Genomic DNA, 19660 nt, shown 5'->3' on the forward strand with positions numbered 1-19660 from the left:
TGTCCGCGGTGCTCAGGCCGCGTCGCGCAGCGCGCGCACCAGCCGGTCCAGCAGCTGCTCGGCCGCACGCGGACGGAACAGTCCGGGCCGGTGGCCGAGCCGCAGGTGGATCCGCTCGCCCGGCACGACGACGAGCCGTACCGGGTAGTGGGTGTCGTCCACCACCTCGACGCCCGTCAGCCGCGGCTCGTCGAGCGCGGCGTCCCACACGGCGGGGTCGAACGAGTAGTTGACGAAGGTGATCGCGGTGTCGAACAGCTCGCCGCCGAGCGGGCTCTGCCGCTGGATCTCGCCCAGCCCCAGGTGGTGGTGGGCGATCAGGTCGGCCTGCTCGTTCTGGACGCGTTGGAGCAGGGCGCCGGCCGGCTCGCCGGCGCGCAGGCGCACGCGTACCGGCACGGTGTTGGTGAGCAGCCCGACGATGTTCTCGACGCCCGGCAGCCGCGGCGGCCGGCCCGAGACGGAGGCGCCGAACACCACGTCGTCGCGCCCGGTGAGCTGGGACAGTACGGTCGCCCAGGCAGCCTCGACGATCGTGTTCAGCGTGACGCCCAGGCCCTGGGCGCGGTCGGTGAGCGTGGCGCTCAGCGACTCGTCCAGGTCCCGGCGCAACTGGGTCTGCGGGCCGGCGGCCGGCTGCGCGCCCGGCGCGATGAGGGTCGCCGCGGTCAGGCCCTCCAGCGCCGCGCGCCACGCCCGGCGCGAGGCCTCCCCGTCGGTGCCCGCGAGGTGGCGCAGATAGTCCCGGTACGGCGTGACCGGGCCGAGCGTTCCCCCGGCGTACGCGGTGAACAGCTCCCGCACCAGGATCGCGGTCGACCAGCCGTCCCACAGCACGTGGTGGGCGGTGAGCGTGAGCAGGTGCCGGTCGCCGAGCCGGATCAGGTGCAGGCGCAGCAGCGGCGGGCGGGTCAGGTCGAAGCCGCGTTCCCGGTCCGCCGCGGCCAGCCGGTCCGCCTCGGCCTCCGGGTCGGCTGCCTCGGACAGGTCGGTGTGGGCCCAGCCCGCCTCGCGTACGCCGGTGATGACCTGGACCGGCCCGGCGAAGCCGTCGTCGTAGCGGAACACCGCCCGCAGGTTCTCGTGGCGTTCCAGCAGCGCGTCCGCGGCCGATCGCAGCCGGTCGGGGTCGACCCGCCCGGTCAGGTGGAAGCGGACCTGGGAGGTGTAGGCGTCCCGGCCGCCCCGGGCCACCAGATGCTGGAAGAGCAGGCCCTCCTGTAGCGGCGAGACCGGCAGGACCGCCGTCATCCCCGGATACTCCTCGGCCAGCGCCGCCCGCCGGGTGGCGTCCAGCCAGGGCAGCTCAGGCTCCGCCTGACCGGCCGGAGCCTCGGGTTCCGGGGCGGTCCGCCGCACGGCCTGGGCGAGGCGTGCCACGGTGGCGTGCTGGAAGACGTCGCGGGCACTGAACTCCAGGCCGCGTTCCGCCGCGTTGGCCACCAGCGGGAAGACGCGGATGCTGTCGCCGCCGAGCTCGAAGAAGGAGTCGTCGACGCCGACCTCGCGCTGCCCGAGCGCCTCGGCGAACAGCTCGCACAGCACACCCTCGACCGAGGTGGGGTCCGGCCGGTCGCCGCCGCCCGCCTGGAACACCGGCGCCGCGAGCGCCCTGCGGTCCACTTTGCCGTGCGGAGTCACCGGCAACTCGTCCAACAGGACCACCGCGGCCGGGACCATGTGCTCCGGCAGTCGGTCACCGGCGAAGCGGCGCAGTTGCGCGCCGGTCACCTGCGCGCCGTCGGCCGACCGGGCGTAGCCGACAAGCATCCGGTGCCCCGGCTGGTCCTCGCGGAGCACGACCACCGCCGCGGCAACGGCGGGATGAGCCGCCAGCGCCGCCTCGACCTCGCCCAGCTCCACGCGGAAACCACGAATCTTCACCTGGTTGTCGGTACGCCCGGAGAACTCCAGCATGTCGTCGGCGCGTCGGCGCACCACGTCCCCGGTGCGGTACAGCCGCGATCCCGCCGGCCCGTACGGGTTGGGCACGAAGCGCTCGGCGGTCAGCATCGGCCGGCCGAGATAGCCGCGCGCCAGTCCGGCCCCGCCCAGGAAGAGCTCGCCCGCGACACCCGGCGCGGTGAGGGTGAGCTGCGAGTCGAGGACCAGTGCCTGGGTGCCCCGAATCGGGTGACCGATCGGCGCGGGCGTCTCCACCGTGTCGAGCGGCGGGCTGACGGTGCTGGCCACGGCGGCCTCGGTCACGCCGTACACGTTGGCCATGCGGCGGCCGGCGGCCCAGCGGCGTACCAGATCGTCACCGGGTGTCTCGCCACCGGTGATCAGTGAGATGAGTTCGGGCAGGTCGTCACCGCGTAGCTGGGCCAGCATCACCGGCGGGATCGCGGCATGGGTGATCCGCTGTCGCCGCAGCAGGCCGACGAGCGACTCGGCGCCGGCGGCCTCGTCGGGCTGCGGCAGCACCAGCCGTCCGCCGCGCACGAGCACCGGCCAGATGTCCCCGGTGGCGACGTCGAAGCTGGGCGACGCGAACTGCAACGAGCGGCTGCCGGCGTCGAAGCCGAACCGGTCGGCGTGGTCGAGGACGAAGTTCAGCATGGCCCGACGCGACACGACCACCCCCTTGGGCGTGCCCGTCGATCCGGAGGTGTAGATGACGTACGCCGGATGGTCGGCCTCCGCGCCCGCCGGCGCGGCGTCCCCGGCGAACGCCTCGGCCTCGCTGAGCAGGATCGGCTCCGCGCCGTCCGGCACCGAGCCGGCCGTCTTCTCGGTGACCAGCACATACCGCGGACGAAGATCCTCGAGCATGAACCGGATCCGGCCCTCGGGATAGGCGACGTCGATCGGGGCGTAGGCCGCGCCGCTCCGCAGCACGCCCAACATGGCGACGATCAGCCCGGGGGAGCGGGGAATCGCCAGCGCGACGAAGTCCTCCGGTCCGACCGCCCGGGCCGCGAGGCAGCGGGCCACGGCCGCGGCCCGCGCCGCCAGGTCGGTGTAGGTCACCTCTTCGTCGCCGTGCACCAACGCGACCGCGTCGGGCGTGGCGGACGCCTGCCGCGCCACCAGCTTCTCGACGGTGACCCGGCCGCTCGGGTCGGAGCGTTCCGGTGCCTGGGAGGCGGCCAGCACGGCCGCGCGCTCGTCCGGCGTCAGCACCTCGAGCCGGCCGACCGCCGTGTCCGGAGTGGTCAGGACGGCCCGGATGAAGGCGAGCGCCCGGTCCTTGTGCGCGAGCAGTCCCTGCTCGTCGTGGTGCTCGGGGTTCGCCTCGAACATCAGCGGCATCGGGCCGCCGGGCGTACCGGAAATGGAGATCGAATAGTCGACGATCGGGCCGGACGCCAGATTGTGGAACGTCGCGGACGCCGCGCCGAAGCGGAGCTGCTGCTCGTAGGGCATGAAGTTGACCATCGGGCCGAGGAAGGGGTTGGCGCTGCCGGTGAGACCCAGCGCCCGGCGGAGATCCTCGGCGCGGTAGCGCTCGTGTCGGAGCGCGCCGCCCACCTCGGCCGCCATCGCCGGGATCAGCTCGGTCAGGCTCTTCGCGGGGTCGACGTCGATGCGCAGCGCCACGGAGTTGGTGGCCATCCCCGGCACCAGGCGCGCCGCCGCGGTTCGCCGCCCGGCCACCGGCAGGCCCAGGATCACGTCCCGGCGGTCGGTGACGCGATGCACGTACCCGGCGATGGCGGTCAGCAGGACCACCTGCCAGGTCGTGCCGTTGCGGCGGGCCACCTCGGCGAGCGCCGCGACGTCCCCGTCGCCCAGCCGGTCGGGGCTGCTCAGCCGCAGCGGCCGCTCGGGAGCGGCTGGTCGCCCGGGCATCCGCATCACCTCCGGCTGATCACCGAGGCGGCCCGCCCAGTAGTCGCGGTCGCGGGCGAACGCCGCCGAGGCGCGGTACGCGCGGTCCTGCCCGACCAGCAGCTCGATCGACCCCAGCGGCGGGCCGGACGCCTCGGCCTGCCGCTCGGGTCCCGCGGCGAGGGCGGTGTACACCTCGGCCAGCCGCCGCCCGAGCAGGAGCACGCCGTAGCCGTCGATGACGGCGTGATGCAGGCGGTAGTAGAACCAGTGACGGTCGTCGGCAAGCGTGAGCAGCGCGGCCGAGACGAGCCCGCCCGCCGCCGGCTGGACCGCCCGGGTGAGATCGGCGGTAGCCCAGCGACGCGCCTCGGCGGCCGGGTCCGCGGCCCCGCTCAGGTCGTGGCATTCCAGTTCGGACAGCGGCTCGCTCGCGATGATCTGCAGCAGGTCGCCGTCGTCCTCGACGATCGCGGCCGTACGCACCGCGTCGGCCTCGCCGGCAACCTGCCGCCAGGCGTGCCGCATCAGCCCGGCGTCGACAGGCCCGACGATGTCCAGGTATTCGGCACAGTTCATCTGCTGGCCCGTCGGGTCCAGCCGGTGGGCGAACCAGACGCCCTGCTGCGCCGCGGAGAGCGGGATCCGGTGGGACAGCTGGTCAGTCATGGCGCACCTCGGTTCCGGCCGTCCGGTACCCGCCGTCCAGGAAGATCAGGGGTGGGTCGTCACGGTCGGCGACGTCACACTCGAGCACATCGGCGACGAGCAGGTCGTGGTCGCCGACCGGGTGGATCTGAGCGATCCGGCACTGGAACCAGGCCACGCAGCCGGGTACCAGCGGGGCCGGCTCGGCCGTCGTCAACGGCGGCAGGTGCGACGGGAGGACGCCCCGCTCACGGGCCGCGAAATGCTGCGCGTACTCGTGCTGGCTCTCGCAGAGGACGCTGATCCCGAGCAGGTCACCGGGCTCGATCAGGGCCCGCATCCGGCCGTACGCGGTTACCGAGAGGCCGACCAGCGGCGGTTCGAGCGACAGGGTCAGGAAGGAGTTGGCGGTCAGGGCATGCGAGTCCGCGCCGTGGCGGACGGCGGCGACCGTGACGCCGGTCGCGAACCGCCTGGCGCTACGCCGCAGGGACGATCCGATGCGTTGGTCGTGCAGGTTCGCGGTCATCACGACCCCCAGCTCAGCTGGACATCGCGACGAGGACCCGCCGCTTGCCGGTGAACGGGCGGCGGCCGTGCCCGACCAGCACGTTGTCGATGAGCAGGACGTCGCCGGCGTGCCAGTCGACGTCGACGGCCAACTCCAGGCCACGGTCGCGGATCTGCTCGACGTACGTGTCCGGGATCGGCGAACCGTCGGCGAAGGTGACCGACTGCGGCAGCTCGTCGGCCGGGATCACCTTCGCCAGCGCCGCGGCGGTCTCCGAGCCGAGGCCGGCCGCGTGCCACTGGTCGGCCTGGTTGAACCAGACGCGCGTGCCCGTGATCGGGTGCTCCGTGGTGGCCGGCCGGCGCTGGATCACCCGCAGGGAGCCGTCCCTGCGCCACTCCCACTCCGCCTCGGAGTCGCCGAGGAAGCCCTCGATGGCGTCGCGGTCGTCGGTCTCGAAGGTGTCCTGCCAGCTCTTGCCGAGACCGCGGCCGCTGTGCAGGTTCTGCGTGTACCGGACCCCGCCGGCGAAGGCGTCGCGTACGTCGTCGTCGAGCGACTCGAGCCAGCGCTCGCCGTCGACCACCGGAGTGGCGCCGCCGGTCTCGGGAGCCGTCTCGCAGAAGAAGAGGAGCCGGGAGGGCCAGGCGTGCCCGTACGACAGCTCGTTGTGCATCGAGATGGTGAATTCCGGCGGGTACTCGGTCGAGGTGTAGACGTTCTGGCCCACCTTCGTGCGCGGCGAGTTGCCGTGGACGTAGGCGAGCCGGTCCGGCAGGAGCTCGTCGAGCACGCCGGGCAGCTCGTCCGGTGTGGCCTGGAAACCGCGGAACACCACGGCCTTCTCGCGAGCCAGCAGACCGGTGAGATCGGGTTCTCCCCGCACGTAGTCGATCAGGGCGCGGGGCGCGGCCTCGCAGCCGACGTCGTGCGGGGAGATCTCCAGCGGAGTCCAGGTGCTGTCGACGGCCATCTGCGGGTCCTTCCAGGCGAGTCGGTCAATGCCGACCCTCTGCCGCAGGCCTATATTTCGTCGGTATCCGGCCTATTGGCCCGCCGGGCTGTCCGCGCTCTGCTTGCCGGTCAGGATCGCCTGGTACGTGTACTGCATGGCCGCTCCCGGCTGGACACCCAGTTCGTCGTCGAGGCACTGGCGTCCCTCGTGGAACACGGCGAACGCGTCGGCCTGCCGGTCGGACTGGTAGTGCGCCAGCATCAGCTGGGCCCTCAGCCGTTCCCGCAGCGGATACTGCCGCACCAGGCCGAGCAGTTCGGCGGTGACCTCTTCGTGGCGGTGGTTGGCCAGGTCGGCGTCGATCCGGTTCTCCAGAACGGTGAGCCGGGCCTCCTCCATGGCCGGGCGCTCCCGGTCGGAGAGCTGCTCCGTGACGTCGGTCATCGCCGGCCCGCGCCACAGGTCCAGCGCCTGGCGCAGCATCTCGCCCGCCTCCTGTGGCCGGTCCTGCCGCAGCGCGGCGGTGCCCTTCGCCGACAGGTCGGTGAACTCCTCGTAGTCGAAGCGGGTGCCCGGCATGTGCAGCGTGTAGCTGGCCCCCCGCCGCACGATCTGGATGGAGTCGCGCAGCAGGCGTCGCAGCCGGGACGCGTAGGTGTAGATCTGGGCCTGGAACGTCTCGGGCGGGTCCGCGCCCCACAGCAGCTCGCCGATCTGATGGTCGGAAAGTGCCCGCCCGCGGGACAGCATGAGCGCGGCCATCAGGGTGCGCTGCTTCATGCCGTGGAGCGGTACCTCGTCATCGTCGGTCCAGAGGCCGACCGGTCCTAGGATGCGGAACTGCATCGTCTGCCCTTTCGTTCGACCCCGCGACGCGGGCGCTTGGTGGAGGCAGTTCCTGAGCGGACGGCGCTCGTCGCCGCCGGCGAACCGGCGAGGGCGGCGCGACCGTCCGGCGCGCTCCGCCCCGGCCTGGACCGGGGCGGCGGCGCGGCTATCGCGCGAGGAGAGGGGCCGGACGAGGTGCGCCCGCGGGGAGTTCCCAACGTGGGCGTGAGGAGCCGACTGTCCGGACAAGAATTCAAATGCACGACGTCCCCCGTTGACTGCCGTGGTAGGTCACGAGCCGGACGGACAGGGCATCTCCGGAGCAGATCTTTAAGGCGCTCCGCAGAACGATCCGCCGTCGACCGCAACCACAAACAGGTGTCTTGTCTGCCTGCGATCTACCAGTCAATCACCGCTTACACGGAAGGTACACATCGCCGCGCCGAAGAGGCAATCCGAGCGGAGGATTGCGTCCGGCGCCGATCGCGTGCACTTGGCAGGCTCCCGCGATCTGTGTTAGTTGGCCAGGGCCGCGCCCGCCGCCGATCAACGGGCTATTGGTGGTCCTGATACAAAGACCGCGACCTGCTGGCCGAACGGTTCCGGCGCAGGTCACGGTCATCCGATCACCACCGACCCCAGGGGTGGGCCGAGCCGGGCGGATTCCGGCGGCGATGCGGCTCCATCGTTCCGGGACGCTCCGTCATCGCAGGGTTACGACAGCGTTTCCGGAGGCAAGTTATGTCGCATTTATGGCGATCGTCGCCCCCGCTGCGTAGTCGTCAATCAGCAGACGTCGAAATTTACTTATCCGTCACGACGGATAATTCGGACAGGGTGTCGAGCCGCCGCGCCCACCTCGGAAGACGCGGCGGCAAGGCGGTGGAGCGTGCGCAATGATCTGACTTTCACCATGATCGCGGCGATGACGAAAACGGTGGCGTAGGCCGGCGACGGCACGAAGGCGACGAGCAAAACCAGGCCCGAGGTATTGACGGCCATGGCCATCGGCGACCAGTTCCACCGGTAGCCGCCCCGGTGGGCGGGGTAAAAGTAGTTGATGCCCAGGATCGGCCGGTGCAAGAACCGGAGACCTAGGGCGCAGTCCAGCACGTCGAACTGCACGAGGAATAGCAGGAGGGGGCTGCCATTGATGGCCCCACCTCTGTCAGCGCGAGGATGACAGCGACACTCGACACCCGGTCGGCGACGATGTCGGAGACGGCGCCACGCCAGGTCTCCTGGCGCAGCCGGCTGGCGGTCTGCCGTCGGCGACGTCCCCGGCCCAGCAGGCGGTGATCGTGGCCAGCGTGAGCGGGGCGCTGCTCGTCGGGGGCGGTGGGCTCCGGCCGGGGCGTCTAGGGACGCGGCAGCCGTTGGACGACCACGAGCGAAGCCGCCTTCACCAGCACGACAGCGACGGCGAGAAGCGCCGGCCAGACCGGCGACGGCGCGACCACCGCGAGCACCACCAGGCCACCGGTGTTCGCCGCCTTGGCCACCGGCGACCAGTTCCACCGGTAGACCCCGGGGTGCACCAGGTGGAAGTAGTTGGGGCTCAGCACCGGCCACCGGAGGAACGACAGGCTGAGAACGAGATCGAGGACGAGGAACTGCGCGGCGAAGAGCGCGAGGGGCGCGGTCATCTCCGGAAAGCGGAGCATCAGGCCCGCGAGGCAGAGCGCGCAGCACAACCGGTCGCAGGCGATGTCGAGAACGGCGCCGAACCGCGTCTCCTGTCCCAGCGTCCTGGCCGCCCAGCCGTCCAGGATGTCGCCGAACCAATAGGTGCCGACGGCCCAGGCGAGCAGTGGCCCACTCCCGGAAGAGATCGCGGTGACGGCCAGGAGGACGGAAACCACGGTTCGGACAACGGTGATCGCGTTGGGGACATTGATGATCGAGGTCGGGACGTCGCGAGCCCATCCGTGGCTGGCATCGAGCGCCACCGGCGACCGGGTTGGCTGTCCGTCCGTGGTGATCATAAAGATCTCCTCTCGGGTTAACGAGCATATCGGCCACCGCCGAAGTCGACGGGACACGTGCAAGCTTTCTCGGCGGATCACCGGGGCGACGTCGGTCCGATCAGCGGGCGGATGTCGAACTGTCAGAGATGAAGCGACAGGCCGGCGAGAGCGGGGAGCAGTGCCACGACCATCATGCGGGCCGTGCGGCCGAGGAGGCATGCGGCCGCGAAGACCGCCGTGCGCATCTTGCCGGCGGCGGCGGTGAAGGTCATCACGATGAGCGGTGGTGCGCCGGTGAAGGCGCTCACGAACAGCAGCAGCGGGCCGGTGATCCGGTGGCGATCAGACGAGACCACCGTGACCAGCCTGGTCGCCATGCGGCGCAACCGACCGGGGTGCTGGTTCGCGGAGTCGCCGCGCCGGGCCACGAGGGCCCGCTTCCTGGCGAGCCAGTGCCGCAGCATCGGTGACCGCAGTGTCCCGCGCGCGGTCAGGAAGATCGTCAGCTTGCCCACGCTCTGACCGAGGGCCGCCGCGGCGGCCAGCAGTGCGGGGTTGGTCGTCGTCGTGGCGACCAGCCCGACAAGGTACGGCTCGGCAGGCACGACGGGAAGAAAGGCCGAGATGAAACCGACTCCCACGGTGCCCAGTACTTCGGGTATCACGCTGACTCAGGGATGTCGCGGCGTAGCGATCGGGACTCCATGGAGGTCGGCACCACCCTGGCTGTAGTGACGGACCGCCGCCGCCACGAATGGACTCCCGGAGAGCAGATCGCGCACGGGGCGTCGCGAGCACCGGGACGGGTCGTGAGGACCATTGTCGTGCACGGGCGGGTGACGCGCGGGGAGCTGACGCGGCCCGTCGGGTTGTCGAGCGGGTCGGGTCCGTCGACATAGGCCGGCTATAGATGTCGCCCATACCCTTCTCTCGCGCGAACGACTGTGTGTCGAGAGAGAGAAAATGATGAACGCATTGAGAACGCGGGTAGGACGTGCCGCGACCGCGCTGGCCGGCGCGGCCCTCCTGGCGATCGCGCCCGGAACGGTCGCGGTGGCGGCTGCGGCGCCTGTCGCCGTGGCGGGGGGAGGTTGTAACGAGCTGGAGATCTGGGGGTACGGGGACGGGTACGGGTTGACACCCGGGACGACGGTGACCATCACGGTCGAGGTCTGGCAGATGTCCGACCTGGAGTCCGAGAGTCGTACCCAGACCGTGGCCCCTGACGGCACCATCGCCGGGCACTCGTTCTGGACCGAGGACATCATTGCCTTCGCCACCGCGAAGGCGACCATTCGAAACGGTGCGGGAACGGTGCTCGCGGTGAGCCCCGAGGTGTCGATCGGCTGTCCCCCCTGGTAACCGAACCCCGAACGGTGCGCGGCAAGGTCGACACTTGCCCCGCACCGTAGGTGTTTCCGGGTCGTACGACGCGTGCGGCCTCAGGCTGCGGGGGACCTCCGGCTCGTGCTCCGGGCCGCCGTTCCGCAGGGCGGCCACGAGCCGCTGCCGGCCCCGGGCACCGGGCCCGCCTCCACCGTCACAGCCGGGCCTCGGCGAGGTCGCGGCCGGCGGTGACCCGAGTTCCCCGCGGCCAGGTCCACGCGGCGCGCAGGATGAAGGCCAGGAGCAGCAGCTCGAGCCCGATGGAGAGGGCGTAGAAGGAGAGGTACGTCCAGGACTCGCCGTCCGCGTTGTACACCGAGACGGGGACGTAGAGCGTCGCCACGACGAGGTTGGCGGTGCGGTTGACCCGGGCGGGGAGTGTCGTGGAGAGCATGATCATGAGGATCGGGACGGCCATGAGCGTGAGCGCGAGGGCGACGAAGGTGGGACCGGTGTCGAACTCGTGAACGACGCCGGCCCGGATCTCGTCGATGAAACCGGGCTTGTACAGGGCGAGGTAGTCGACGTAGATGTAGAGGAACATGAAGCTGGTCCAGGCCGCGGCGAGTTTCGCCTGGACCGGGAGGTGCGGCTCCTGGAGCGCACCGGCTGGTTTGTCGGTTCTGATCATCGGTTCTCCTGGGTGCTGGTGTCAGCCGGGTCGGCTCACCCGACGTCTTCACTATGAGCAGCGCCGGCGGGTGCCACATCCGCTCGCGGGCTCGCGCCGTCCCGGTCCCGGGCACGGGAAAGCCGCCGTACTTTCGGCTGATTCGCCCGAGCGGCGACCCTCCTACCTTGTCCGGGAGGGGGAAGCATGGTTGCTGGGATCTGGGCTGAGCCGCGCCCCGCGCGCCCGCCGGTGCGGGTCTGGCGGGACTGGGCGCTGTCCTCGGCTCTCGTCGCGGTCTCGCTCGTCGAGATCCTGCTGCGCGAGGACAGGGCATGGGCACCGCTGCTGGTCGGTGTCAGCGTCGTGGTCGCGGTGTGCCTGCTCTGGCGACGCACGCGGCCGCTGGCCGCGGTCGCCGTTGCCTTCGGCACCGTTCTCGCGTTCGACATCGCGAGGATCGCGGTCATCGATGCCACAGGGCTGCTGGGCATCGCGGGGCTGCTGGTGCTGCCCTACGCCCTGCTGCGCTGGGGGGCAGGTCGAGAGGCCGCCCTCGGGCTCGGCATCATCCTCGTCTGGCTACCCGTCACCCTCGTCGTGGACCCGACCTCACCCGCGGAGAAGATCGCCGGTTACGGGTTCTTCCTGTTCTCGGCCGCGCTCGGCGCGGCGGTGCGCTACCGCGTCAGGAGCCACGACCGCGACATCGAGCAGGTGCGGCTTCGTCAGCGCAACGAACTCGCCCGCGAGCTGCACGACACGGTCGGCCACCGGGTCCTGGCGATCGCCGTCCAGGCACAGGCAGGTCGCGCGTTGTCCGCCGCGGATCCGAAGCGCGCGTTGGCCACCCTGGTCACGATCGAGGAGGAGGCGTCCCGGACGCTCCGGGAGATGCGAGCCCTCGTGGGGGTACTGCGCGACGGAACGGACGCCGACCTCGCCCCCCGACGAGGGATGGCGGACGTCGAACGACTCGCTCGTCCCGGCGGCGAGGTGCTGGCCGTCCGCGTGCGGGTCTCCGGCGACGTCGAGACCGTTGAGCCGGCGGTCGGCACCGCGCTCTACCTGATCGCCGCCGAGGCGGTCACCAACGCGACCCGCCACGCCTGCGGCGCCACCGGCGTCACCGTCGACGTCACCGCCTCCCGCGGCCAGGTGCACCTGCGGGTGCGTGACGACGGCGAGGCGACCACGACCGGTTCCCCGCACGCCGGCTACGGGCTGCGCGGCATGGCCGAGCGGGCGAGCCTGCTCGGTGGCACCCTCCGGGCGGGACCTGACCCGGACGGCGGCTGGAGCGTCGACGCCTCGCTGCCTCGGAAGGCGCGGGCGTCGTGACCATCCGCGTGCTGGTCGCTGACGACCAGGACATCGTCCGGGCCGGGCTCTGCATGATCCTGGACGCCCAGCCGGGGATCACCGTGGTCGGTGAGGCCGCCGACGGTCGCCGGGCGATCGCCCTGGCCCGTTCGCTGCGTCCCGACGTGTGCCTGCTGGACATCCGCATGCCCGAGGTCGACGGGATCGAGGCCACCCGCCAGCTCGCCGGCGCCGACGTCGCCGATCCGCTGCCCGTCGTCGTCATCACCACCTTCGACCTCGACGAGTACGTCTACGGCGCGCTGAAGGCAGGCGCCCGAGGCTTCCTCCTCAAGGACGCCGGCGCCGAGATGCTCGCCCAGGCCGTCCATGCCGCCGCCCGCGGCGACGCCCTGATCGCCCCGACCATCACCGCGCGGCTCCTGTCCTCCTTCGCGAACAGCCGCCCGCGCCCGGTGCCCCCCGAACCGGTCGAGCCGCTGACCGCTCGCGAGGAACAGGTCCTGCTGGCTGCCGCTCGCGGGCGGACCAACAGCGAGATCGGCGACGAGCTGGCCATCAGCCTCAGCACCGTCAAGACCCACATCGCCGCCCTGATGCGCAAGCTCGACGCCCGCAACCGCGTCGAGATCGTCATGTGGGCCTACGAGACACGCCGCGTCGGCGCCTGACCGGTGCCCGCGTGCGCGAGCCCGACAGCGGGAACGCCGGCGGCAGGGCGAGGACCTCACCTCGGACGAGACCGGAACCCCCGCCGGTCGGCGGGGGTTCCGGCACGCGGATCAGGTCAACGGGACGTGGCGGGCGAGTGCCGCACCGCCGCTTTCGAAGGCGGCCAGGACGGAGGTGGGCGTGCCACCGGTCACCGGCACCAGGACGGTGACCGGGTGTCCGGGGCGGAGCCGCACCGTGCGCTCGCCGAGCGACCGGTCGCCGTCGTAGGTGTGCAGGTACGCCGTGCCGGCGCGGCCGGCCCGGACGGTCACCCGCACGCCACCGGCCACCTGTCGTTGGCCGGTCAGTCGCAGCGCCCGTTCGGGCAGCCGGGCCACGGCGGCCGGCGCGACGCCGTCCACCGCCGACTGCGCGATGGTCTGCGCGCTGTGCACGCTGCGCGCGGCGGTGTCCGGGAAGACAGGGGCGGTGGGCTGCCGGTCCACCGGCGTGAGGCCGGGCAGGGTGACCAGCCCGTACCGGTACGGGTCGGCGCGGACCCCGGTGAACGTGGACCAGCCGAGCCGGGACTGGGAGCTGAGGTCCTGGGTGTCCGAGTCGTAGACCAGCACGTTGAAGCCCATGTGCGTCGGGTCGATCGCGTCGGGCAGCACCGCGAACGGGATGCGGGCCTCGATGGTGTAACCGGTGTACGGGGCGGTGACCTTGCTGACCACGGTCATGCCGGGGGCGGTCGTGGCACCCGGTCCCTGCCGGTTGTCGGCGTCCCGCTGCCAGCACGGCGGGTCGCCGTTGGCGGGGTCGTCGGTGACCGGGAAGATGCCCGCCTTGAACACGGTGGAGGTGTCCGTCGAGTTCCCCTTGGGGTCGACGATGATCTCGACGCTGTCGGTACGCCGCTGTCGCTTGCAGTCCTGGGGCACCACCTTCTTGCCCAGGACGTCATCGGTGACCTGCACGAAGACCAGGAGGGCGTCGTCGGTCCAGGCGATCCGCCCGGTGGCCGAGGCGTCCTGTCCGGTGGTGGCCTGTCCCTCCCAGATGCGGGACAGGTCCAGCTCCTCGCCCGGGTACTCGCCGGGGCCGGCCACCCCGTCGACGGCGTGGTTCTGCCCGGCGCGCGGGACCACGCTGGTCGGCACGATCTCCAGGGCGCCGCTCTCCACCGTGCTGCCGGTGCCGCTGGTGGTGGTGATGGTGAATCCGTAGTCGCCGCCGTCGCCGCCCTCGTTGGCGGTCGGCAGGCCGGCGTCGCTGTTGGTGACGGTGAAGGTGACCGCGCCGGTGGCGCCCGGCGCCAGGCCGGGGTAGCTCTTCGTCGCCGCGTCCGCGGTGAAGCCGGCCGGCAGGTCGAGGGCTACGGTGCCGCTCTGCGCTGTCGTGCCGTGGTTGCGCAGGTCGATCCGGACGGTCCGGCTCTTGCCCGAGCCGATGGTCAGCACCGGCTTGATCAGGGTGTCCAGTTGCGGGTAGCCGCTGTCGCCGGCCCAGCTCCGGAACAGCCCGACCTCGGGCAGCGGCTCCAGGGTGCCGCGAACGTCGGCGACCACCCGGACGGCGCGGTCGGTCCGGCCGGCGCCCTGGCCGGTGGTGAGCGACGCGCCGAGCAGGTGCTGGGCGTTGGTGCCGGCGCCGGCCGGGACGGTCACGGTGAAGGTGGCCGTGCGCTCTTTGCCGGCCGGTACGGCGCCGCGGAGCGCGCCGGAGCCGGTGGCGCTCCAGCCCTCGGGCAGCCGCAGCGCGACCCGGGGCGCGGTCAGCGCCCGGTTGCGGGGCGCCCGGACGTGGGCGGTGACCGTGACGCGCTGCCCGGGGGCGAGGTCGAACCGGTCGGCGGTCAGCCGGAACTCGGTGCCGCGGGGCAGCCCGCCGGCGGCCGGGGGCAGCACCGACCCGCGCAGGATCGCCTCGGGTGAGGTGTCCGACGGGTCGTAGGGGACGCGGCTGTCGACCAGGGTGTAGAAGTCGCAGCGGATCGCGGCGGGGTCGGTGGGGGCGGCGGCGGTGCTCGCCCAGCCCTGGGTGACGTACTCCCGGCGGGCGTCGACCTCGATCTCGGCCCAGGTCCGGCCGTCGGCGGCGCGAGCGCCCTCCCAGACGCCGAACACCTGGTCGGTCGGGACGGTCGGCACGAAGCTGGAGGCGCACCGCGGCCCGGCCGTCGAGGTGCCGGTGCCGCCGGTACGCAGCAGCTTGGCCGCCCGGAACGGCGTGAGCCCTTCCCGGGTGAGCTGCTCGGGGAAGGCCCTGGGGTCGGCGGCGGCGTGGAACGCCTCGGCGGCGAACCGGGCGGCCTGCTGGTGGTTGCCGTGGTTGCCGGGGGTGGGGGACGGGTTCATCGTCATCAGGATCTCGGGTCGGGTCTGCCGGATCACCCGGACGATCTGGCCCAGGGTCTCGTCGTGGCCCCAGATCTGTGCCGACAGGGGTGCCGAGGCCGTGTACCAGAAGTCGACGCGGTCGAGGTTGTAGAGATTCTCCACCCCGGCCTTGCCGATCGCGGTGCGCTCCTCGCGCTCCCGGATGATGCCCAGCGGCGGCCCCTCCTCCAGGCCGACGGCGTTGCCCCCGCCCTCGCCGCGGGTGATGGTGACGACGCCGGCCTTGGCGCCGTACTTCTCCTTCCACTGGCCGAGGGTGGCGAGGCTGCCGGCCTCGTCGTCGGGGTGCGCGCTGACGAAGAGGACGTCCAGGTCGACCGCGTCGGCCGGGCGGGCGGTGGTGGGCGCGGCGTGGGCGACGACCGGTGTCCCGGACAGGGCCAGGGCGAGCGCCGTGGGTAGCAGGAACGCCTTGATGCGCATGCAGATCCTTTCGCGTGCGGCGAGGTCCGCGCAGCGGCCGACGACGTCGGGCGCGGCTGCGCCGACGGCGGGGTCGCCGGTGGACGGTAAGTGGGCCTGCCAACGGCGGCAGGCCGGAGTGGAGGCATGGGACGGAATGCCAGCAGCACGGCGGTCCGTACACACTGGAAGGCCTTCGCCGGTGACGCTAGGGAACGGCGCGGCGGCGCGTCAATGCTTTGCAAAGACTTTCTTAATTTCCAGAAGGAAACAAGTTGCCCCCAGATGGGGGGCGCGGGCGCGGTTGTGCGAAGCCAAGCCGGGTTGCCCCCTGCGCGGCGGCGATGACGTTTTCGCTGCCGAAGCGCTTCGGATGCATGCCGCATCGGCCGTTCGGCCACTTGACGGTTAATTCGTTCGCCGTATGAAATAAGCATGACGGAGAGGATGATGCCCCGCGAAGATGACTGGCTGTAGCGGGCCGCCCGGCGACCGCTCGGGTGTTCGGTGTGGTCACCTGCCGGCGTCGCGGTCCGATCGGATCGCGTGATCGGTGAACCGAAGGTCGTCCCCGCCCGTTGTAGGCGCAGTCCCGCCTGTCGTAGGGCGGGTCCGGCGCGTGGTGGAGGGGTCGAATGCAGATGTGGCAGCGGGGCGGCACGAACCGGGCGGTGCGCGCCGTGGTGGTCCTCGGTGCGGTCGGGGCCGTGCTCGGCGCAGGTCTGGCCGTGGTGCCCACCGCGCGGGCCGGTGCCCACACGACCATCGTCGGCGCCGGTGGCAGATGCGTCGACGTGGCGTGGGCGCAGACCGCCAACGGCACGCCGATCCAGCTCGCGGACTGCAACGGTACGGTCGCCCAGGACTGGTTCCACGACGGTTCGGGGACGGTGCGGGCGCTGGGGAAGTGCCTCGACGTGGCGGGCGGCGCCCGGGCGGACGGCACGCGTATCCAGTTGTTCGACTGCAACGGCACCGGCGCGCAGCAGTGGCGGTTCACCGACGGGCAACTGGTCAACACCGGCTCCGGCAAGTGCCTCGACGCCCCCGGCGACGCCGACGGCACGCACCTGCGACTGTGGACCTGCGCCGGCAGCCCGACCCAGCGGTGGAGCGTGCCGGGCGCACCGCGTCCGGCCGGCGGGGCCGGGAAGAGGGGCGTGAGCACCTGGGCCTTCCCCCGGGTCGCCGACGGCGTCCACGCGGTGGGGGCCGGCTGGTACTACGACTGGTCCGCGAACCCGGACGACGTCCCGGCGCAGGCGGAGTTCGTACCGATGATCTGGGGAGCGGGCGCGGTCAACGACGGCGAACTCGACAGCGCGCGGCGCTCCGGCACCACGCTGCTCGGTTTCAACGAGCCCGACCTGCCGCAGCAGGCGAACATGAGCGTCGAGCAGGCGCTGACGTTGTGGCCGCGGCTCGAACGGACCGGCATGCGCCTGGGCAGCCCGGCCGTCGCCTTCGGCGGCGAGGTCCCCGGCGGATGGCTCGACCGCTTCCTCAGCGGGGCGCGTCAGCGCGGCATGCGGGTGGACTTCATCGCCCTGCACTGGTACGGCTCGGACTTCGGCCCTGCCGCCCCGCAACACCTGATGAACTACGTGCGGGCGGTGCACGAGCGCTACGGACTGCCCGTGTGGGTCACCGAGTTCAGCCTGACCAACTTCACCGGTCATCCTCGCTACCCGAGCGCCGGGCAGCTGACCGCGTTCGTCCGCGAGGCCACCGCCCGGCTTCAGGCGACCCCGTACGTGGAGCGCTACGCGTTGTTCGCGCTGCCCGCGTCGGGGGAGGCGGCGGCACTCGGGCTGTATCGCGAGGACGGCGTCCTGACCCCGGCCGGGGACGCGTACCGCAGGTCATGAGCAGCCCGCAACGATGAGGGCGACCTGCTCCGGTGGACCTGAGCGGCGGCCGTGACCGGCGCTCAGGCCCCGGAGCGGCGATGCCGGGCGGCGGGCGAGCGAGGGGCCGGGCGTCATGAGGGGCGAGCCGCACTGCCCGTGGCGGGCCGGCTCAGGCCACCGGGTCGGCGGTCTGCTCGGCCTCGGTGGCTTCCTCGCCCTCGGTGGCGAGGGTGGTCTCCAACCAGCTCGCGATCAGCTCGGCCACGGTGTCCGGCGGCGGCAGGGCGATGCCGATCGCGTTCTCCCGCTGCCACAGTTCGAAGATCACGCGATCCTGCGGCTCCACCACCGTGTGCCCCTCGTCGCGCAACGCCTCGACGTGTCGCTGGGTGACCCGCTTGACCCACATGGAGCGGTTCATGCTGGGGAAGAAGAGCGACGGGCGGTCGCTGGCCAGCAGCGCGGTCTGCGCCGGCGTGCCGGCCAGGCCGAGGGCCGTCGCGGCGAGCATGTTGGCCGTCGCCGGCAGCACCACCAGGCCGAGGGAACGCTTCGCGAACTCGGTCGGATTCAGCGCCGGATCGGCGCTGGTCCAGACCTCGTCGGCGTACCAGGCGGCCACCTGGGGCGGCACGAAACGTTCGGCGCTCGCCGTGAGCAGCACCCGCAGCGGCAGGTCGATCTCCTGGCGGAGCCAGGACAGGTACCCCGAGGTCGCCATCGCGGCGCTCGAGCCGCTGACGATCACCGACAGTGCGTCATCTCGCATGGCGACAGCGTGGCGTGACGACCCGGTCCCGGACATGGGGGAGCGGCCCCGTCTTCGCGTCCCCGCCCGCCGGGAGTTTTGGGGGCCGTTCCCCATGCCGTCCGGACCGGCCGGGTGGCAGGTTCTTCCCCAGGCCCCGGCCGGCCAGCCACCCCCGACGCCCGCCCGAGGAGGTGAACGTCATGAAGAAGATCACGATCCGCAAGACCGGTTCCATCAAGCTCACCACGTCTGCGCCGCTGTACTGCACGGACTGCTGCTGACCGGTCCGGCCGCCCCGGCGCCACAGGCGTCGGGGCGGCCGTCGCCGGCCGTCACCGCGATGGAGGGGCCGATGTCACCCACCCGCTTGGAGTTCCACCCGCTCACGTACGTGCCGGAGCGGGACGGCATCACGGTCGGCCGCGTCGACGCCGCCTCCTTCGCCATGCTGCCCGAGGACGGCGTCGCGCTGCTGCGCCGACTGGCCGGGGGCATGCCGGTCGACGAGGCCGAGCAGTGGTACCGGCGCACCTACGGCGAGACCGTCGACATGGCCGACTTCGTGGACGCGATGCGCGAGCTGAGGTTCGTCCGGGCCGAGGGGGAACCGCTGGCCACGCGGCCGAAGGTGCGTTTCCAGCGGCTCGGCCGGCTCGCCTTCTCCCCGCTGGCCTGGGTCGTCTACCTGCTGGTGACGGGCGCCGCCGTCGTCGCCATGGTGAACCGACCGGAGCTGCGCCCCCAGGCCGACCACGTGTTCTTCGTGCCCTCCCTGCTCGGCGTGCAGTTGGGCCTGGCCCTCTGCCAGTCGCCGGCCATCCTCTGGCACGAGTTCTACCACCTGCTCGCGGCCCGCCGGCTCGGCCTGCCCACCCGGATGCAGATCGGCCGCCGGCTCTACTACGTGGTGGTCGAGACCGAGCTGGACGCGCTGCTCACCGTGCCGGCGCGGCGGCGTTACCTGCCGATGACGGCCGGCCTGCTGGCCGACGCGGTGCTCTTCGGCGCGCTCGTGCTCGCCGCCGCGGCCGACCTGTCCGACGGTCTGTCCTGGCCGGGACGGCTCGCGCTCGCGGTGGCGTACACCGTGTTGCTGCGGATGTCCTGGCAGTTCTACGTCTTCCTGCGCACCGACATGTACTACGTCGCCACCACGGCCCTGGGCTGCACCAACCTGGACGAGGTGAGTCGGGCGTACCTGCGCGACCGGTTCGGCTGGTTGCCCTGGGTGCGCCGGGCCGACTGGACCGAGGGCGACTGGTCGCCGCGGGACCGGCGGCTCGCCCCCTGGTTCGCGCTGGTCACCTGCGCCGGCGTCGGGGTGCTGCTGGTCACCGTCGCGCTCTGGACCGCGCCGCTGATCTGGGAGTTCGGCACCCGGGTGGTCAGCGCCCTCGTCAACGGCTCGCCCACCGGCCCCGGCTTCTGGGACTCGGTCGGCTCCCTCCTGTTGGTCGCGTTCGAGCTGGTGCTGCTGCCGCTGCTGGCCGGGCGGGTCCAGCGCCGGCGGGCGAAGAGCCCGAGCCCCGCTCCGGCCGGCTGACCGCCGCCCGCCCGCCCACCACGACCGTCCACGACGGCCACCGCGCCGCCGGACCC

The 19660-nt window shown here is 72.1% G+C and carries 15 protein-coding genes; 5 read left to right on the forward strand and 10 right to left on the reverse strand.

From position 1 onward, the window contains the following. Positions 1 to 12 precede the first annotated feature (12 nt). The 7 genes from ACZ6O5_RS00100 to ACZ6O5_RS00130 all read right to left on the reverse strand — a co-directional run bounded on the left by ACZ6O5_RS00100 (position 13) and on the right by ACZ6O5_RS00130 (position 9324). Positions 13 to 4443 carry an amino acid adenylation domain-containing protein gene (locus ACZ6O5_RS00100; protein ID WP_465973576.1) on the reverse strand — a complete coding sequence of 1477 codons (4431 nt, stop codon included), beginning with the start codon at positions 4441 to 4443 and terminating at the stop codon, positions 13 to 15. Continuing rightward, complete coding sequence (locus tag ACZ6O5_RS00105; RefSeq protein WP_465974306.1) at positions 4436 to 4951, reverse strand: flavin reductase family protein; 516 nt, start codon at positions 4949 to 4951, stop codon at positions 4436 to 4438. Before ACZ6O5_RS00105 ends, ACZ6O5_RS00100 begins: the two co-directional genes overlap by 8 nt. A 13-nt stretch (positions 4952 to 4964) precedes the next feature. Next, the gene (locus tag ACZ6O5_RS00110) at positions 4965 to 5906 is read right to left on the reverse strand and encodes a TauD/TfdA family dioxygenase (RefSeq protein WP_465973578.1); all 942 of its coding nucleotides are present in this window, start codon (positions 5904 to 5906) and stop codon (positions 4965 to 4967) included. A 72-nt stretch (positions 5907 to 5978) separates the two neighbouring features. After that, a complete protein-coding gene (locus ACZ6O5_RS00115; RefSeq protein ID WP_465973580.1) occupies positions 5979 to 6668 on the reverse strand; it encodes an AfsR/SARP family transcriptional regulator in 690 nt (229 codons plus the stop codon). Between the two features lie 855 nt (positions 6669 to 7523). Further along, a complete protein-coding gene (locus tag ACZ6O5_RS00120) occupies positions 7524 to 7841 on the reverse strand; it encodes a hypothetical protein (protein ID WP_465973582.1) in 318 nt (105 codons plus the stop codon). Positions 7842 to 8074: 233 nt separating this feature from the next. Then, a complete protein-coding gene (locus ACZ6O5_RS00125; RefSeq protein WP_465974307.1) occupies positions 8075 to 8617 on the reverse strand; it encodes a CDP-alcohol phosphatidyltransferase family protein in 543 nt (180 codons plus the stop codon). A gap of 206 nt (positions 8618 to 8823) precedes the next feature. Then, the gene (locus ACZ6O5_RS00130) at positions 8824 to 9324 is read right to left on the reverse strand and encodes a hypothetical protein (protein ID WP_465973584.1); all 501 of its coding nucleotides are present in this window, start codon (positions 9322 to 9324) and stop codon (positions 8824 to 8826) included. Positions 9325 to 9658: 334 nt separating this feature from the next. Between ACZ6O5_RS00130 and ACZ6O5_RS00135 the strand changes: the two genes are divergently transcribed. Then, on the forward strand, positions 9659 to 10045 hold the full coding sequence (locus ACZ6O5_RS00135) for a hypothetical protein (RefSeq protein ID WP_465973586.1): 387 nt from the start codon (positions 9659 to 9661) through the stop codon (positions 10043 to 10045). A 178-nt stretch (positions 10046 to 10223) separates the two neighbouring features. Here ACZ6O5_RS00135 and ACZ6O5_RS00140 read toward each other — a convergent pair whose 3' ends face one another. Next, positions 10224 to 10700 (reverse strand): DUF6326 family protein, encoded by a 477-nt coding sequence (locus ACZ6O5_RS00140; protein WP_465973588.1) that lies wholly within the window; start codon positions 10698 to 10700, stop codon positions 10224 to 10226. 186 nt (positions 10701 to 10886) lie between these two features. Between ACZ6O5_RS00140 and ACZ6O5_RS00145 the strand changes: the two genes are divergently transcribed. After that, on the forward strand, positions 10887 to 12020 hold the full coding sequence (locus tag ACZ6O5_RS00145; RefSeq protein WP_465973590.1) for a sensor histidine kinase: 1134 nt from the start codon (positions 10887 to 10889) through the stop codon (positions 12018 to 12020). Next, the gene (locus ACZ6O5_RS00150) at positions 12017 to 12673 is read left to right on the forward strand and encodes a response regulator (protein WP_465973592.1); all 657 of its coding nucleotides are present in this window, start codon (positions 12017 to 12019) and stop codon (positions 12671 to 12673) included. Before ACZ6O5_RS00145 ends, ACZ6O5_RS00150 begins: the two co-directional genes overlap by 4 nt. A gap of 111 nt (positions 12674 to 12784) precedes the next feature. Here ACZ6O5_RS00150 and ACZ6O5_RS00155 read toward each other — a convergent pair whose 3' ends face one another. Then, positions 12785 to 15481: a sugar-binding protein gene (locus ACZ6O5_RS00155; protein WP_465973594.1), complete on the reverse strand. Its 2697-nt coding sequence runs from the start codon at positions 15479 to 15481 to the stop codon at positions 12785 to 12787. A gap of 614 nt (positions 15482 to 16095) precedes the next feature. Between ACZ6O5_RS00155 and ACZ6O5_RS00160 the strand changes: the two genes are divergently transcribed. Continuing rightward, a complete protein-coding gene (locus tag ACZ6O5_RS00160) occupies positions 16096 to 17328 on the forward strand; it encodes a glycosyl hydrolase (protein ID WP_465973596.1) in 1233 nt (410 codons plus the stop codon). Between the two features lie 151 nt (positions 17329 to 17479). Here ACZ6O5_RS00160 and ACZ6O5_RS00165 read toward each other — a convergent pair whose 3' ends face one another. Beyond that, positions 17480 to 18079 (reverse strand): flavoprotein, encoded by a 600-nt coding sequence (locus ACZ6O5_RS00165; protein WP_465973598.1) that lies wholly within the window; start codon positions 18077 to 18079, stop codon positions 17480 to 17482. A 334-nt stretch (positions 18080 to 18413) separates the two neighbouring features. Between ACZ6O5_RS00165 and ACZ6O5_RS00170 the strand changes: the two genes are divergently transcribed. Beyond that, entirely contained in the window at positions 18414 to 19604 is a 1191-nt protein-coding gene (locus ACZ6O5_RS00170; protein ID WP_465973600.1) for a hypothetical protein, read from the forward strand. Positions 19605 to 19660: the final 56 nt, after the last annotated feature.

The sequence above is a fragment of the Micromonospora sp. NPDC049201 genome (assembly GCF_055586805.1).

Coding starts and splice junctions, on each gene's coding strand:
- ACZ6O5_RS00145 (WP_465973590.1), top strand. CDS start 10,887: ATGGTTGCTGGGATCTGGGCTGAGCCGCGCCCCGCGCGCCCGCCGGTG.
- ACZ6O5_RS00155 (WP_465973594.1), bottom strand. CDS start 15,481: ATGCGCATCAAGGCGTTCCTGCTACCCACGGCGCTCGCCCTGGCCCTG.
- ACZ6O5_RS00170 (WP_465973600.1), top strand. CDS start 18,414: ATGTCACCCACCCGCTTGGAGTTCCACCCGCTCACGTACGTGCCGGAG.
- ACZ6O5_RS00115 (WP_465973580.1), bottom strand. CDS start 6,668: ATGAAGCAGCGCACCCTGATGGCCGCGCTCATGCTGTCCCGCGGGCGG.
- ACZ6O5_RS00140 (WP_465973588.1), bottom strand. CDS start 10,700: ATGATCAGAACCGACAAACCAGCCGGTGCGCTCCAGGAGCCGCACCTC.
- ACZ6O5_RS00165 (WP_465973598.1), bottom strand. CDS start 18,079: ATGCGAGATGACGCACTGTCGGTGATCGTCAGCGGCTCGAGCGCCGCG.
- ACZ6O5_RS00160 (WP_465973596.1), top strand. CDS start 16,096: ATGCAGATGTGGCAGCGGGGCGGCACGAACCGGGCGGTGCGCGCCGTG.
- ACZ6O5_RS00110 (WP_465973578.1), bottom strand. CDS start 5,906: ATGGCCGTCGACAGCACCTGGACTCCGCTGGAGATCTCCCCGCACGAC.
- ACZ6O5_RS00105 (WP_465974306.1), bottom strand. CDS start 4,951: ATGACCGCGAACCTGCACGACCAACGCATCGGATCGTCCCTGCGGCGT.
- ACZ6O5_RS00100 (WP_465973576.1), bottom strand. CDS start 4,443: ATGACTGACCAGCTGTCCCACCGGATCCCGCTCTCCGCGGCGCAGCAG.